We start from the raw sequence: 15,076 nt of genomic DNA on the forward strand, positions 1-15,076 counted from the left end.
ATTTTTGAATTAAAGAGGTGTTTTAGATGACCAAGAATGAATACTTACAGCCAAGAGATATTAAAGAGGTTATTCTTGGAGATCATGAGCTTTCGCTTCATGAGGTGATCGCTGTTGCTAGATATTCTGCAAAAGTTTCCTTTACGGATACGTATTGTAACAGGGTAAAAACATCACGTGGATTAATCGAAAAGTTTTTACAAGAAGAGCGTGCGATTTATGGAGTGACAACCGGATTTGGCAGTAATGTAACAGAAGTGATTTCGAAGAGCGATGCTGAAATACTACAACGAAATATTGTTCGATCACATGCTGTTTCGGTAGGAGAGCCACTTGAAAAAGAAGTGGTTAGAGCGATTCAGCTAATGATCCTAAACCATTTAGGGCATGGGTTTTCAGGAGTCAGTTTAGAGGTTTTAGAACTTATGGCCGGATTATTAAATCATGACATATTACCGGTTGTACCCGGTGATGGTTCAGTGGCCTACCTTGCTCCTGAAGCACATATTGCTTTAGTATTAATGGGTGAAGGAAAAGCCTGGTATAACGGTGAACTCCTTTCAGGTTTTGATGCTTTAGAGAAAGCAGGACTAAAACCGGTTATCTTAGGTTGTAAAGAAGGACTAGCACTTATAAGTGGTACGACTTCGGTTACAGCAATCGCCACGCTCGCCTTATACAATGCAATTCAAGCTGTGAAGACAGCAGATATATCGGGGGCTATGTCGTTTGAGTCGTTAAAAGGAACGATAAAAGCATTTGATCCTCGCCTCCATTCTGTAAAAAAACACGAGGAACAGGGGAAAACAGCTCGAAATTTAGTGAGAATTCTGAGTGGTAGTGAAATTGTTGAACAGTACAAAGATTATCGATTACAAGATGCTCTAAGTCTACGCTGTATTCCACAAGTCCATGGTGCGGTAAAGAAGGTATTAAAAAATACGCTGGAAAACCTGATGAATGAAATGCAGTCCACCAGTGATAACCCAATCATCTGGCCTGAAGGGGAAGATGGGCTTGCCCTGATGGGAGGAAACTTCGACAGCTCCCTCGTAGGAATGGATGCAGATGCCTTGTGTATCGCGATGGCTAACTTAGCCAAGATAACGGAACGCAGGATTGATCGATTAGTGAATTATCATGTAAGTGAATTACCAAACTTCTTAGTCGCTAACCTCGGTTTGAATAATGGCTATATGATTCCACAGTATACGGCTGCAGGATTATTAAATGAAATTAGAGTTCTTTCCCATCCAGCTACCATCGATAATGTCTCCACTTGTGCCAATCAAGAGGATGTGGTGAGTTTTGCCTATTTTGCTGCTAAGAAAGCCTATCAAATATCAAAGAAACTTCAATATATTTTAGCGATTGAACTGATGCTTGCCACGCAGGCTTTAGATTTCTATGAAACATTGAATCCATCAATCGTCACTGGAAAAGTTCATCAGTTTATTCGAGAGAAAATTCCAACTGTACAAGAGGACAGATTTTTCCATCCTGATATTGAAATCATTTTCCAATATATTCAAGAAGGAGAAATCGTCTCATTAGTCGAAGAGTTAATTGGAGAAATAGAATAATAATTCTTTAAGGAGGAAGCCACAGGAAGCTTCTTCTTTTTCTTTAACTTAGAAAGACAGGATGAACGAGGGGAATGATTATGAAGCAAGATCCAATCAGAGCTGCTTTTTCGCATCTTCTACTCTCTGGAACGCTTGTTCATGAAGGGACATTTACAGAGTTACAACAAAAATTCGGGATTTTTATTCATCCACATTTAGTTATGATTATTTCAATCGATCGTTATCCAGATATAGCAAGCGCAAGCGGGAATTCTTTGGAGTGGAGAAAAAAAGTTGGCCAGCAGCTAGTGGAAAAAATTGAGGAAACCGTACGTATTCCTTTTCTTTGGAATTGGATTGAAGAGGGAGTTCTAGCTCTTCTTTTAGAATTGGAGGAACAGGATTCAGTAAATGAGTTTAATAGAAAAATGGTTCATATGGCAAAAGAAATCCAACTTGCTACTAATTCTATTGACCTGTCAGTATCCATAGGGATTGGTAGATATTATCAGGATCCATATGCGCTTTACCAATCGTTTTTAGAAGCAAGGAAATCCATGACAGGCCGCTTTTTTCAAGGGAATCAATTAATCTTTCATTGTGAAATGAAACGAAATAACGAGGAGCCAGTAATCAATCCGTTTAATGAAGAAAAGGCAGAGCTGCTGGCACTTGTTAAAATTGGGGATGTAGAAGGGACCATTCAAAATTTGAAACGCCTCCTGGAAAAATTAGCTGTGGCTAGTCATTTTAATGAGGATATTTTCAAAACAGAAGTAGTGTCCATCGTCTTATTATTGTCTAAACGGGTGATAGATTCAGGTGCAAATGCAATAACCATCCATTCAAATAATACTAATTTTATTCAAAACTTGTATCATATTATTCGTTACGATAAATTTGTCAATCAGGTTTGTGAATATGCGGTTTGGCTTACCGAGCAATCAGTAAACACGAATTTAAATGAAGTAAGTCCTGTAATTCAACAAGCTATCGGTTATATTAAAGAACACCATCAGAAGAGTATTTCGCTGATTGAAATAGCACAATATTGCTGCTTAAGCCGGCATCATTTTAGTCATTTGTTTAAAAAAGAAGTAGGGATTAGTTTGATTGATTATTTAAATCGAATGAGAATTGACATGTCTTTGTCGTATTTAGATATGACTGATTTACCAATAAGTGAGATTGCTGCCAAAATAGGTTTCCATGATGCCAATTATTTTAGCCGCATGTTTAAAAAGTATATGCAGTTTAGTCCTTCAGATTATCGATTAGCAAGAGTTCAGACCGCAACTCCATAAAGAAAGCCTTTCATATAACAAGGTTTGAATCTTGTATATGAAAGGCTTTCTTTTATTATTCTACTAAAAAAACGGATCGTCTTTTTGAAAATCACATTCAAGTCTTATTTCATCGCTTCAACTAATAAGTCCACGATATGGACCGCACGCATTGTAGAGGACAAGCCTTCCCGTTCAATGCCAAGCTGCATCTGTAATAGGCAGCCGGGATTTGCGGTGACAATCGTCGTTGCGTGTGTCGCTTTGGCCTCAATCATTTTTGCGTCGAGCATTACCATCGACATCTTTGATTCGACAATATTATAGATTCCGGCCGAACCGCAGCAGCGATCGGCATCCTTCATTTCTTTATATTCTGCCCCTTGGATGGCTTGAAGGAGTCTTCTTGGTGCGGAGGCTGTTTTCATGCCATTTCTTAGGTGACAAGAGTCCTGGTAGGTGATCACCTGCGCAGGAAGTTTCAATGGTATCTTTTTATGAAAATCGACGGCTGCTAATATTTCGGAAATATCCTTTATCTTTTCCTTAAAGTCCTTAGCGCGGTCTTTCCAAACAGGATCATCTTTCAGTAAATGATCATAATCGACTAAGAAGGCACCGCATCCACCTGCGTTGGTAATGATGAAATCAACGTTAAGATCTTCAAAGGCCCTAATATTCCGTTTGGCTAAGTCTTTTGCTGCATCTTTTTCTCCACTATGACCGTGGAGCGCCCCGCAGCACGTTTGATTTTGCGGAATCACCACTTCACAGCCGGCTTTTTGCAGCAGCTTCATGGTGGCATCGTTTGACTTCAGGAACATCGTGTCCATTAAACAGCCGCTGAAAAAAGCAACTCTGTATACCTTCTCAGCTATTGCTGGCAAATAGGATGGCCGATTTTTCATCTCTTTCATCGTTGGCACATTTGGCAATACTTTTTCCATTGCGGCTAATTGGTCTGGTAACAGTCCTAAAAAGCCGATTTTTCGAGCAATCGTTTGAATGCCGGAGCGCTGATAAAATCCGATTAAGCCGACCACCCCGCGCATGCGGTTCTGGTACGGGAACAGCTCTTGAAAAACGGTTTTTCTGACAACCCGCGCTGGCAGAGAGTGCTTTTTGTTTTGATGGATAATATCTCTGGCCTCTTCGAGTAAATGGCCATAATTCACGCCGGAAGGACAGACTGGTTCACAGGCGCGGCAGCCAAGACAGAGTTCAAGCGATCGCTCAAAATCCTCATCCGGCTCAATCAGCCCATCCACAACCGCCTTCATTAGTGCGATCCGGCCTCTTGGAGAATGAGATTCTTTGTAGCCTAATTCAATATAGGTCGGACAGGTTGGCAGGCAAAAGCCGCAGCGCATACAGTTGAGCAGTTCATCTTCGTTCATCCGCGCTTTAAATTGTTCTTGAATCGTTTGTTTTTCTTTCACTGTTGTCATCTTGTAATCACCACGCGTTTCTTGCTGTCTTTGGCAAAAACCTTCCCAGGATTCATGATGTTATTTGGGTCAAACGCGCTTTTAATAGATTTCATTGCTGCAATTCCTTCTTCTTTCAATTTCCATTCAAGGTAGGGGGCTTTCATCGCGCCGACTCCATGTTCCCCGGTAATCGTTCCGCCCAAATCAATCGCTTTTTCGAAAATTTCCTCAAAGGCCTTTTCGACCCGTTCCATTTCTTCATGATTTCTTGCATCTGTTGCACAGGTTGGATGGAGGTTTCCATCTCCGGCGTGGCCAAACGTACAAATGGTCAGCTGGTATTTTTCAGTTATCTCATTGATCGCCTGCACCATATTTGCAATTTCTGATCTAGGAACCGTTGCATCCTCGAGTATCGTCGTTGGTTTTAAGCGTGCAATCGCAGAAAGTGCAGCCCGTCGTGCTGTTCTAAGTGCGTCCGCTTCTGCCTCAGAAGCGGCGACTTGAATCGAAACCGCATTTTCTTGCTTACAAACTTCCGCCATTTTAATTAAATCACGCTCGACCACTTCGGGCGGGCCGTCCTGTTCGATTAAAAGAACGGCCTTCACATCGGTAGGCAGCCCGATTTGAGCAAATTCCTCGACTACCTTTAAGGTTGGCTGGTCAAGGAACTCCAGTGTTGTAGGAATTATTTTATTAGCAATGATTTTTGAAACAGAGTTTGCTGCAGCAGATAGGTCTTGGTAAAGGGCTAGCATCGTTTGTTTCGTCTCCGGCATCGGAATCAATTTGAGTGTGGCCTCGGTAATGACAACGAGCGTGCCTTCAGATCCCACAAACAGCCGGGTTAAATCATAACCAGCAACATCCTTTGCCAGCTTTCCACCGGTCCTGATGATGTCGCCATTTGGCAGAACGACTTCAAGGGCGATGACATAATCGCGTGTCACCCCGTATTTAAGCCCGCGCAACCCACCGGAGTTCTCATTGATATTTCCGCCAATCGTCGAAATCTTCATCGAGCTTGGATCAGGCGGATAGAACAGCCCTTTTTCTTCGACCTTATTAATCAGATCGAGGGTAATGACACCAGGTTGAACGGTGATAGTTAAATTTTCCTCATCAATTTCAAGGATTTGGTTCATATGCTTAAAAAGCAGGACAATCCCGCCCTCGGTTGGGCATGTCCCAGCACAAAGGTTGGTCCCGGAACCGCGCGGAACAATCGGAACCTTATGCTCATTACATACCTTTAGGATTTGTGAAACTTCTGCTGTATTCCTCGGGCTGATGACCGCATCAGGCATCGACTGGAAGTTCGGTGTGGCATCATATGAGTAAACTAAGCGTTCGACTTGGGAATCATCGAAGTTTTCCTTGGATACAATGGAAATTAGTTTTTCTTTTACTGTATTCGAGAGCATTTGTTTTCCCCGTTTCATTGTTTTGTCTATTTTAGTATTTCTTACAGTATAGGTGATTCTTGTTTGAAAATCAGAATATTATATAAATTTTCGTCCTAAAAAAGTGGTGTCAGGCACCACTGAAATTTGAAATTAAATTTCAATAATATTATATTAAATATAAAATAAAATTACAAAGGGGAAATGTTAGGTGAAATATCGACTATTAGCGACGGACTTGGACGGTACATTATTAAACGATGAAAAAGAGATTGATTTGGAAACGATTGAGGCAATCCACGAATACCGCCAACGAGGGGGGAAAGTCGTAATTTGCAGCGGGCGTTCCCCGCTTTCAACCCAATGGATTGCCCGTACGATTGGACTTGAGGGGGAACCAATCATTGCTTACAATGGGGCGATCCTAATCGATGAAAATGGAGAGGTCAGCGAGCAATCAGTTTTTCAATACGAACCGCTGTTGAGTTTTTGGGAATTATGTGAGTCAGAGGGCATCTATGCCCACTTTTACGAGGGGGATACGCTCCTGGTCCCACAGGTGAATAAATGGAACGAGAACTGGATCGAAAATAACATCCCTACCCTTGAAAAATCAGGGGGAGAACGCCAACATTGTCAAAGTTTTCGAGAAAAGTGTCAGGTGAAAGTGGTTGATGACTTTTACCGATACGTAAAGGAACAAGAGCCGAACATTACAAAAATTGCTGTCTTTGATGATGGGAACAAGCTGGCTGATTTTACCAAACGTCTGAAGGAACAGAGCGTCGATATGGAAATTAGCAGCAGTTTTAACTTTGTTAATTTAGAAATTACCCCCACTGGTGTGACAAAGGCGTCTGCCCTTATGAAACTGACCGAGCAGCTGAAGATTCCACTCTCTCAAACGGCTGCGATTGGTGATAATTACAATGACGCCCTCATGCTCTCGGTTGCCGGCCTTGGAATTGCGATGGGAAATGCGCCCGAAAAGGTGAGACAATTAGCGGATCAGGTGACTGGTACGAATAATGAAGTTGGTGTTGCTAAGGCGATCCGCCGCTATTTGCTGGAATAATGTCCAAATAAACATTTCAGTACAATAGTGTTTTAAAATAACATTTCATTATTTTGATGGAAAACTTGAAATGTTATTTCACGTGTAATATAATAAATGTACGGGTAACCGTTTTCACCTCAGAAAAGACTTACAGGAGGATCCAAAAAAATGGCAGAAAATCTTGAATTATTAACGACAGAATCGCGAAATGAACAGTCAATGCAAATAGATACAGCAAATCCAATCGAAATATTACGAATCATGAATGAGCAAGATCAACTGGTCGCATTAGCGGTCAAGGATGTGTTACCAGATGTGGAGGCAGCGGTTCAATTTGTGTTTGAATCCTTTAAAAACGGCGGGCGTCTCATTTATTTAGGTGCAGGCACGAGCGGAAGATTAGGAGTTCTAGATGCAGTCGAATGTCCGCCTACCTTCAGCACGGACCCTGAAATGGTCCAAGGGATTATGGCAGGGGGAGAAGGCGCCTTTTTGAAAGCAGTCGAAGGAGCAGAGGATCAGCCTGATCTTGGTGTAGCCGATTTGAAGGAATTGGGTCTGACAAAAGATGATACCGTTATTGGAATTGCGGCCAGTGGGCGGACACCTTATGTCATTGGTGCCCTTCGCTATGCACGAAGCATTGGGGCGAAAACGGTTGCTCTTTCGTGCAATAAAAATGCGGCGATTAGTAAGGAAGCCGACCAAAGCATCGAAGTGATTGTCGGTCCAGAGGTACTAACTGGTTCGACTCGCTTGAAATCAGGGACCGCCCATAAAATGATTTTGAACATGATTTCAACTTCTTCAATGATTCTTTTAGGAAAAGCCTATGAAAATTTAATGGTCGATGTTCATGTGAGCAACCAAAAATTGAAGGAACGAGCGATCGGCATCATCCGGAAAATTACCGGGGTATCCTATCAACAGGCTTTGGAGACATTAGAGGCATCAGATCTACAAGTTAAAACAGCAATCGTCATGATAAAAACAAATACAAATAAACAAGAAGCCGAACGATTATTAACAGAAGCGAATGGCTATGTAAAAAAAGCAATCCAAAACGTGGCAGAGTAATTTAAAAAAAGGTGGTCTTTGGTGTGGCGGCAGGCGGATTAAAAATGATTCAAAATATGCTGGAACAGCTTCCGGCTTCCGAGCGGAAAATTGCTGAATTTATTCTTGATAATCCTCAAGCGATTTTAAACAGTACCGTTCATGACATCGGATTGCAGGCTAATACAAGTGGTGCTGCTGTGATTCGGCTGTGTAAGTCCTTGGGCTTAAATGGCTTTCAAGATTTAAAAGTACGAATTGCTGGGGATCTTGTGAAACCAGTTGAACAAGGGTACCGTGATATCGAGCCTGGTGAATCTTTTTTCTCTATCGCTCAGAAGACAACGAGTAACAGCATCCAAAGCATCCGCGACTCGGAAGAGATGATCAATTACGATGAATTGGAACGTGCTGTGCAAACCTTGTCGACTGCTCAAAATGTTCATTTTTTTGGAATTGGGGCTTCAAACATCATCGCTAGGGACGCCCAGCAAAAGCTCCTTAGAGTTCATAAAAATGCAACGGCCTTTTCGGATACACATCTTGTTGCTACATTGATTGCCAATGCCAATAAGGATGATCTGGTGTTTGGAATTTCCCACTCAGGAGAGACACCTGAGGTGATTAAAGTTATGGCACTCGCAAAAGAGCGCGGCGTTAAAACAATTAGTTTAACGAAATATGGGCAATCATCGGTCTCTGCTTTGGCAGATATTAAGTTGTTTACCGCATATTCAGGTGAAGCTCCGTTTCGAAGTGCAGCCACTTCATCACGCCTTGCGCAGTTATATATCATGGATATTTTGTTTTTATCGATGGCAACCGTTCAATATGAGGATACGATTCATTCCATTGATAAAACAAGAGAAGCGATCCGGTTTATTAAAGAAGGGAAATAGTCCTTTCAGGAGGTGATGTGAACACCATCCATCTCTTATCGTCCTGCAATACTGACTTGGAATAAGAAGTTCACTTTTGAAAAAACAACAGAGAGAAGGGGAATTAGCATGGCTGGAGAGAATAAAATTTTAGCAGAAAAGATTCTTGAACAATTAGGCGGCCCAGCGAATATTGAAAATTATACTCATTGTATGACAAGACTTCGTGTGACACCGAAGGATGATTCGATTGTCAACCAAGCAGCCATTAAGAAAATAGACGGAGTCATGGGAGTGGTAGAGGAAGAAACACTTCAAATTATCTTAGGCCCTGGAAAAGTAAACAGGGTGACAGAAGAGTTTGGTAGATTGATAGATGCTGCTGGCGGGATCGATTTGAAAGAAAAGGCAGCCAGCAAAAAGGCTGAAATTAACAAAAAGAATGCCACACCATTTAAGCTATTCTTACGAAAAATCTCAAGTATTTTCATTCCATTAATCCCAGCACTTGTCGCTTCCGGATTGATTACAGGGATCACCAAAGCAATCGTCCAAGCAGGATGGTTAGCAGCAGATTCTCAACTTGCGACCATCTTGTCCGTGATTGGAAGCGGTTTATTTGGTTACCTTGGTATTTTAGTTGGTACCAATGCAGCGAAAGAATTCGGTGGTTCACCCGCACTTGGGGCGATTGCAGGTATTTTAATCATTAACCCAGCTGTTGCAGGAATCAAATTGTTTGATACCGCTTTACTTCCTGGGCGGGGCGGCTTAATTGGAGTTCTCTTTGCCGCCATCTTTATTGCCCTTGTTGAAAAACGAGTTCGTCGTTTTGTTCCACAATCGCTTGACCTGTTTATCACGCCAACGGTTGCTTTATTGCTTACTGGTATTGTAACTTATCTTGTTTTTATGCCGCTTGGTGGTTTCGTTTCAGATGCGATTACAAAAGGATTAACTTCGCTGCTTGATGTGGGTGGTGTTGTGGCTGGGTTTGTCCTTGGGGCAACCTTCCTGCCGCTCGTTGTCACTGGTTTACATCAAGGATTAACACCGATTCATTTGGAGTTAATTAATACGCTTGGAAATGACCCGCTTCTGCCAATCTTGGCTATGGGTGGTGCAGCACAAGTCGGCGCTGCGTTTGCGATTTACTTTAAGACGAAGAAAAAACGCTTAAAAAGAGCGATTGGCGGGGGTCTGCCTGCTGGAATTCTTGGAATTGGCGAACCGCTTATTTTCGGTGTGACCTTACCATTAGGCCGTCCATTCTTAACGGCCTGCTTAGGTGCGGGTGTCGGCGGTGCGTTCCAGGCTGTCTTCCATGTCGCAACGATTGCTGTAGGGGTTTCTGGTTTACCGCTTGCCTTCCTAGTGGTTTCTGGGCAAGTACTGCTTTACCTGCTTGGTGTGTTAATTTCTTATGCTGCTGGGTTCTTGTTTACCTATTTATTCGGCTTCAACGATGATATGGCCGGTGAGTTTGATTGATTGGTATTTCCTTCTATTTAAATGACCCTTTAGCAGAAGAGCGGATTGCGCTCGCAGGAAAAATGGGTGTGAGGCGGGCGTTTACGTCGCTTCACATTCCTGAAGAGGCAGGCGATTTAGCGGGCCGAGCGAAATCGTTGCTTCAAGCAGCAAAAGAAGCTGGAATAGAGGTTTATGCGGATGTATCGGCACGAACACCTGCCCATTTAGGATTAGAATGCTTATCAGCGTTAAAATCCTTAGGGGTCATCGGTTTGCGTTTGGATGACTTTTTTGCGCATGAAACAATTTTGAACCTAGCTAAGGAATTCAAACTTGCTCTCAATGCCAGTATTTTGTTTGAGGAAGATGTGCATGCTCTCCTTGAGGGCGGGTTAGAGGCTAGTCAGCTCCTGGCTTGGCATAATTTCTATCCAAGGCGTGAAACGGGCTTATCTGAATCGTTCTTTGAATCACAGAATGAACTTTTTAGACGGTATGGTATTCCAGTAAGTGCGTATATTCCAGGAGACGGTGAGAAACGCGGCCCTCTGTTTGAAGGGCTGCCCACCTTGGAAGCACATCGTGAAGTCGATCCGTATCTAGCGGCACTGGAGTTGTTTCGGACGGGTGTGGATGATGTGTATATCGGCGATCCCGAGGTAAGTGAGGAGCTTCTTAGTAAATTAATGGAATTAGACCGTTTTGGTCGGGTTTCGCTCCGAGTGGAAGGGTTTCAAGAAGGGGAGTTCCGGCTTCGCCCTGATTTTTCCCGTGACGTTCTCAGGCTTATGGATACGAGAAGTTCAGGCTCGGTCGTCGCTGAGAATACGGTAGCACGGCCGGTGGGGACGATTACGAGAGACAATGACCACTATGGACGATATCGCGGAGAGGTCCAAATCACGCTTCATGACCTACCGTCCGATGAGCGAGTTAATGTGGTTGGAAGGGTAGTGGAGGCGGATTTACCTTTGCTTTCCTTCCTGCAACCGGGTCATATCGTAAAACTAATTCGAGTTTGATTAAAACTAAGGGATATCCCTTGGTTTTTTTCTGTTTGAATGTCTGAATTTATCGTGTAGGATTATTTTTATATATACTGTGGAATGGTGTTTGAGAAGGAGATTACAATTAATGAACAACAAAAATAAAACAGTTGTCCGTTCGATGGATGTATTAAATCTATTTATAGAGCATTCCGAATTATCATTTCAAGAAATTATTGATCTATCAGGAATTCCAAAAACTTCAGTCTATCGAATGCTCTCGTCGTTAGAGGAAATGGGGTTTGTGGAAAAAGGAAGTGATTTGAAGTACAGACTTGGACTTTTGTTTCTCAAATTTGGCCATCTGGTTTTGGCGAGGATTGACCTACGTCAGATTGCCTACCCATTTATGGTTGAATTACATAAAAATATTAAGGAAGCCATTAACTTGATTGTTAGAGAAGGGAACGAAGCCATCTATATCGAGAAAATTGACACAAAACAAAAGGTTCGTCTGTATACTGCGATTGGAAGGAAAAGTCCCCTTTATGCAGGGCCTGTCCACGTGCGATCTTGTCCTTTTTACCTGATTTAGAAGTGCAGGAATATCTCGAATCAACTGAGCTCAAATCGTTTGCACAAGGGACAATTACTGACAAAGAGAGAATTTATGAAACGATAAAACAGGCGAGAATCGATGGATACACCATCAGCCATTCTGAATTGGAAAACCATACATCTGCGATTGCCTCCCCCATTTTTAATCACCTAGGTGAAGTGATAACGGGCATTAGTATAGCGGGCATTGAAGCGAATTATCAAGGTGATAACATTGAGAAATATGCGAAGAAAGTGAACAAAGTTGCAGAGGAAATATCGATGCAATTAGGCTATACGAAATGAAAAGAACGGGGCGGTCTCTGCATCAACACACAGTTTGATGTAGAGACCGCCCCGTTCATACGATTTGAAGCCACATTTTCATCTGCACCTGTACTCTCATTCATAAAGTGCTTTAAAGCGAATGCCTAACGCTAATTTACGGAGCATCTGCTCTTGCATGATTAATTCTATTTCTGCTTGCTCAAGTGAAACTTCCTTGAACTCCATGTTAGCGTTGGGCTGCATCTGGGCCAAACAAGGCAGATCGACGGAAATGACTTGACCGATTTTGGGATATCCTCCAGTCGTTTGTCGATCTACCATTAAAATAATCGGCTTTCCGTTTGAAGGTACTTGAATGGTCCCGTACGTAACTCCTTCTGATAGCAGCTCAAACTTTTCTAATAAGTTTAGTGATTCTCCTTCCAACCTATAGCCCATCCGATCCGCCTGAGTGGTTAAGGTATAGCGGTTTGAAAAAAACGTTTGTCGACTAGCCGTATCGAAACGCTCGAACTCAGCCCCACGTATAACCCTAATCGTTTGTGTTTTATCGAAACTAATAAATTCTATATAGTTAACTGACCATGGAATATGAGTAGTCATTCGTTCAAGCTGATGAACGAATGCCCGACTGAGTCTATTGAAGGTTCCGCTCTCAAACACATCCCCTTTTTGTAATGCTCTGCCGTGAAGCCCTCCAATCGCCGCACGAAGATAAGTGCTTTTACTTCCCATCACTTCGGGAACATCGATTCCGCCAGCAAAGGCCACGTACGCCCTGCAGCCATTAATGGCGGATTTAAATTTTAAAATAGAACCCTTGCGAATCAGGATCGGCCGCCACATCGGTGCAACATTTCCATCAATCGCAGGCTGCAGGTCACCGCCTGTAATCGCAATTAACTCATCCGTTTCAAATTCGAGAGTTGGCCCAAACTGGGTAATTTCAAGTGCGCCTTCTCCTTCGTTATTTCCGACGAGTAAATTTGCAATTCTAAGAGAAATAGGATCCATTGCTCCACTTACGAGTACCCCAAATTTTTGTGAACCGAATCTCCCCAAATCTTGGATTGTTGTCAATAATCCAGGCTGATGCACTTTAATGCTCATTGTTTCATCTCCCTATAGGAAGCATACTCTTCATGAGAAATTGGTACATAGCGGATTCTATCTCCAGACCGTAACATCGTTGGCGGTGAAAGTTCGGGAAGAAACAAATCAAGCGGGGTGCGGCCGATAATTTGCCATCCTCCTGGTGTTTCCAGCGGGTAGATGCCTGTTTGTTTACCAGCAATTCCAACAGATCCCGGCGCGATGGCTAGGCGTGGTGAATCCTTACGTGGTGTGGCAATTCTTTCGTCCATTCCCCCCATGAACGGAAACCCAGGCGCAAAGCCAATCATATAGACTAAGTAATCAGCTGACGAATGAATTTGAATTACTTTATCAACAGAAAGTCCATGATACATTGCTACGTACTCTAAATCTGGACCAAATTCTCCTCCGTACAAGACTGGGATGGTTATTAGTCGTTGTTCGGGTTTTTCACTCGTTTCTAATTGATCTAGTAACTCTAAAATGAAGGTGCTTACTTTTTTATAAGGACTTGTTGCTTCTTTATCTGGGTTGGACAAATAGACGACAACAGGATTGTAATAAATAGTCAAGCTATTATAAGATGGTACAGATTCCATGAATCCTGTAAACCGCTTTTTTTCTAATAAGTTGGATAGATTTTTCACTTTTTCATGGATGGCGGGGCTCATTCCATCGCCTAACTGAATTACAAGAGCAGAGTCCCCTAAAGACCTTATGTTAACATTATTTTTCTGATGGGCCATTATAAACAGCTCCTCGGAGTTTCGAATTTCGGTAACCAAGTTCTGTTAAACGGATACTACAAACATTATAGTTTAAATTTAAAAACAAGACTAGGAATATAGAATATTATGATATTTATAATTTTTTGGCAATTTCGCAAACAATATTTAATTGAAAATATTTATGCTAGAATGGGTTTAAGTTTCAAACTAGAGTTCCGAATTTCGAAACTACATAATCATGAAAGCGCTTTTGTTTGGTGGACGAGTGATCAAGATGGAGGGGAGAAACATGTTTCAAGTGGATTTGAATTGTGATTTAGGGGAGAGTTTTGGCCGGTACAAGCTTGGGGAACAGGAAGGAATTTTGAAATACGTTACAACTGCAAATATTGCTTGCGGTTTTCATAGCGGAGATCCAAGTGTAATGAGAGAAACGGTAAAGATGGCCGTTGCCAATGGGGTCAAAATTGGAGCACATCCTGGTTTGCCAGATTTAAACGGATTCGGGCGAAGGGAAATGGCTATTACACCTCAAGAAGGATATGACATGGTCGTGTACCAAATTGGGGCATTGCAAGGATTTCTAACGACGTTCAATGAAAAAATGCAGCATGTAAAACCCCATGGTGCTTTGTACAATATGGCTGCCAAGGATCGCAAACTTGCCGAAGCCATTGCCCAAGCGGTTTATGATGTATCCCCGTCCTTAATATTATTCGGCCTTGCCGGCAGTGAATTGACAAAAGCTGGAGAGAAAATCGGTTTACGTACGGCACATGAGGTATTTGCTGATCGTACGTATCAAGCGGACGGGTCTTTGACTTCTCGCTCACAAATGGATGCACTGATTACAGATCAAGAACAATCTGTCGCGCAAATTGTAAAAATGGTGACAGAAGGAAAAGTAGTATCCCAGCAAAAAACAGAAGTTTCGCTGCGTGCAGATACCATTTGTATTCACGGTGATGGTGCGCACGCCCTAGCCTTTGCCAAATATATTAACGAAACATTAGAAAAGAACAATATTACGGTAGATGCAATCAGTAACTTGGAGGTTTACTATGGAAGATGAAGCATTCAGTGTGCTATAAAACGTATCTATTGATAATAGGCTAAACATTTCGTAGTCTTATAGAAGATCCTGCGATAAACAGAGTCTGCATACTATCGTGAGGTGATGCATCAGTGTGTCGTCTCTTTGAACTTTACAGTGACGAGTTCGACCTGCTTGTTT

The 15,076-nt window shown here is 42.3% G+C and carries 12 protein-coding genes and 1 pseudogene; 9 read left to right on the forward strand and 4 right to left on the reverse strand.

The features are described 5' to 3' along the window. Nucleotides 1-26: 26 nt before the first annotated feature. Nucleotides 27-1,583 carry a histidine ammonia-lyase gene (gene hutH / locus QF028_RS31205; RefSeq protein WP_429471520.1) on the forward strand — a complete coding sequence of 519 codons (1,557 nt, stop codon included), beginning with the start codon at nucleotides 27-29 and terminating at the stop codon, nucleotides 1,581-1,583. An 80-nt stretch (nucleotides 1,584-1,663) separates the two neighbouring features. Further along, nucleotides 1,664-2,869 carry a helix-turn-helix domain-containing protein gene (locus QF028_RS31210; RefSeq protein ID WP_429471522.1) on the forward strand — a complete coding sequence of 402 codons (1,206 nt, stop codon included), beginning with the start codon at nucleotides 1,664-1,666 and terminating at the stop codon, nucleotides 2,867-2,869. A 104-nt stretch (nucleotides 2,870-2,973) separates the two neighbouring features. On the opposite strand, the gene QF028_RS31215 is transcribed toward QF028_RS31210, so the two are convergent. Both QF028_RS31215 and glcD read right to left on the reverse strand, forming a co-directional pair. Further along, nucleotides 2,974-4,296: a (Fe-S)-binding protein gene (locus QF028_RS31215; RefSeq protein ID WP_429471524.1), complete on the reverse strand. Its 1,323-nt coding sequence runs from the start codon at nucleotides 4,294-4,296 to the stop codon at nucleotides 2,974-2,976. After that, nucleotides 4,293-5,705 carry a glycolate oxidase subunit GlcD gene (glcD, locus tag QF028_RS31220; RefSeq protein ID WP_429471526.1) on the reverse strand — a complete coding sequence of 471 codons (1,413 nt, stop codon included), beginning with the start codon at nucleotides 5,703-5,705 and terminating at the stop codon, nucleotides 4,293-4,295. Before glcD ends, QF028_RS31215 begins: the two co-directional genes overlap by 4 nt. Before the next feature lie 190 nt (nucleotides 5,706-5,895). Between glcD and QF028_RS31225 the strand changes: the two genes are divergently transcribed. From QF028_RS31225 to QF028_RS31250, 6 genes and pseudogenes are all read left to right on the forward strand, one after another. Then, nucleotides 5,896-6,759, forward strand: coding sequence for a Cof-type HAD-IIB family hydrolase (locus tag QF028_RS31225; protein WP_429471528.1), 864 nt, complete (start codon nucleotides 5,896-5,898; stop codon nucleotides 6,757-6,759). A gap of 150 nt (nucleotides 6,760-6,909) precedes the next feature. Continuing rightward, nucleotides 6,910-7,818, forward strand: coding sequence for an N-acetylmuramic acid 6-phosphate etherase (murQ, locus tag QF028_RS31230; protein WP_429471530.1), 909 nt, complete (start codon nucleotides 6,910-6,912; stop codon nucleotides 7,816-7,818). A 23-nt stretch (nucleotides 7,819-7,841) separates the two neighbouring features. Then, complete coding sequence (locus QF028_RS31235) at nucleotides 7,842-8,696, forward strand: MurR/RpiR family transcriptional regulator (protein ID WP_429471532.1); 855 nt, start codon at nucleotides 7,842-7,844, stop codon at nucleotides 8,694-8,696. A gap of 108 nt (nucleotides 8,697-8,804) precedes the next feature. Continuing rightward, nucleotides 8,805-10,166 (forward strand): PTS transporter subunit EIIC, encoded by a 1,362-nt coding sequence (locus QF028_RS31240; RefSeq protein ID WP_429471534.1) that lies wholly within the window; start codon nucleotides 8,805-8,807, stop codon nucleotides 10,164-10,166. Beyond that, nucleotides 10,163-11,170: a MupG family TIM beta-alpha barrel fold protein gene (locus QF028_RS31245; protein ID WP_429471536.1), complete on the forward strand. Its 1,008-nt coding sequence runs from the start codon at nucleotides 10,163-10,165 to the stop codon at nucleotides 11,168-11,170. Before QF028_RS31240 ends, QF028_RS31245 begins: the two co-directional genes overlap by 4 nt. Nucleotides 11,171-11,282: 112 nt before the next feature. Then, a pseudogene (locus QF028_RS31250) lies at nucleotides 11,283-12,037 on the forward strand (IclR family transcriptional regulator). A 96-nt stretch (nucleotides 12,038-12,133) separates the two neighbouring features. On the opposite strand, the gene QF028_RS31255 reads toward QF028_RS31250, so the two are convergent. After that, nucleotides 12,134-13,129, reverse strand: coding sequence for a biotin-dependent carboxyltransferase family protein (locus tag QF028_RS31255; protein ID WP_429471538.1), 996 nt, complete (start codon nucleotides 13,127-13,129; stop codon nucleotides 12,134-12,136). Beyond that, the gene (gene pxpB, locus QF028_RS31260; protein ID WP_429471540.1) at nucleotides 13,126-13,860 is read right to left on the reverse strand and encodes a 5-oxoprolinase subunit PxpB; all 735 of its coding nucleotides are present in this window, start codon (nucleotides 13,858-13,860) and stop codon (nucleotides 13,126-13,128) included. Before pxpB ends, QF028_RS31255 begins: the two co-directional genes overlap by 4 nt. Before the next feature lie 271 nt (nucleotides 13,861-14,131). Here pxpB and QF028_RS31265 point away from each other — a divergent pair, with 271 nt between their 5' ends. Then, complete coding sequence (locus QF028_RS31265) at nucleotides 14,132-14,914, forward strand: LamB/YcsF family protein (protein ID WP_429471542.1); 783 nt, start codon at nucleotides 14,132-14,134, stop codon at nucleotides 14,912-14,914. Nucleotides 14,915-15,076: the final 162 nt, after the last annotated feature.

Source organism: Neobacillus sp. B4I6, assembly GCF_050434045.1.
In the GTDB taxonomy this organism is placed as follows: domain Bacteria; phylum Bacillota; class Bacilli; order Bacillales; family Cytobacillaceae; genus Neobacillus.

Coding starts and splice junctions, on each gene's coding strand:
- glcD (WP_429471526.1), bottom strand. CDS start 5,705: ATGCTCTCGAATACAGTAAAAGAAAAACTAATTTCCATTGTATCCAAG.
- QF028_RS31255 (WP_429471538.1), bottom strand. CDS start 13,129: ATGAGCATTAAAGTGCATCAGCCTGGATTATTGACAACAATCCAAGAT.
- QF028_RS31210 (WP_429471522.1), top strand. CDS start 1,664: ATGAAGCAAGATCCAATCAGAGCTGCTTTTTCGCATCTTCTACTCTCT.
- pxpB (WP_429471540.1), bottom strand. CDS start 13,860: ATGGCCCATCAGAAAAATAATGTTAACATAAGGTCTTTAGGGGACTCT.
- QF028_RS31265 (WP_429471542.1), top strand. CDS start 14,132: ATGTTTCAAGTGGATTTGAATTGTGATTTAGGGGAGAGTTTTGGCCGG.
- hutH (WP_429471520.1), top strand. CDS start 27: ATGACCAAGAATGAATACTTACAGCCAAGAGATATTAAAGAGGTTATT.
- murQ (WP_429471530.1), top strand. CDS start 6,910: ATGGCAGAAAATCTTGAATTATTAACGACAGAATCGCGAAATGAACAG.
- QF028_RS31215 (WP_429471524.1), bottom strand. CDS start 4,296: ATGACAACAGTGAAAGAAAAACAAACGATTCAAGAACAATTTAAAGCG.
- QF028_RS31240 (WP_429471534.1), top strand. CDS start 8,805: ATGGCTGGAGAGAATAAAATTTTAGCAGAAAAGATTCTTGAACAATTA.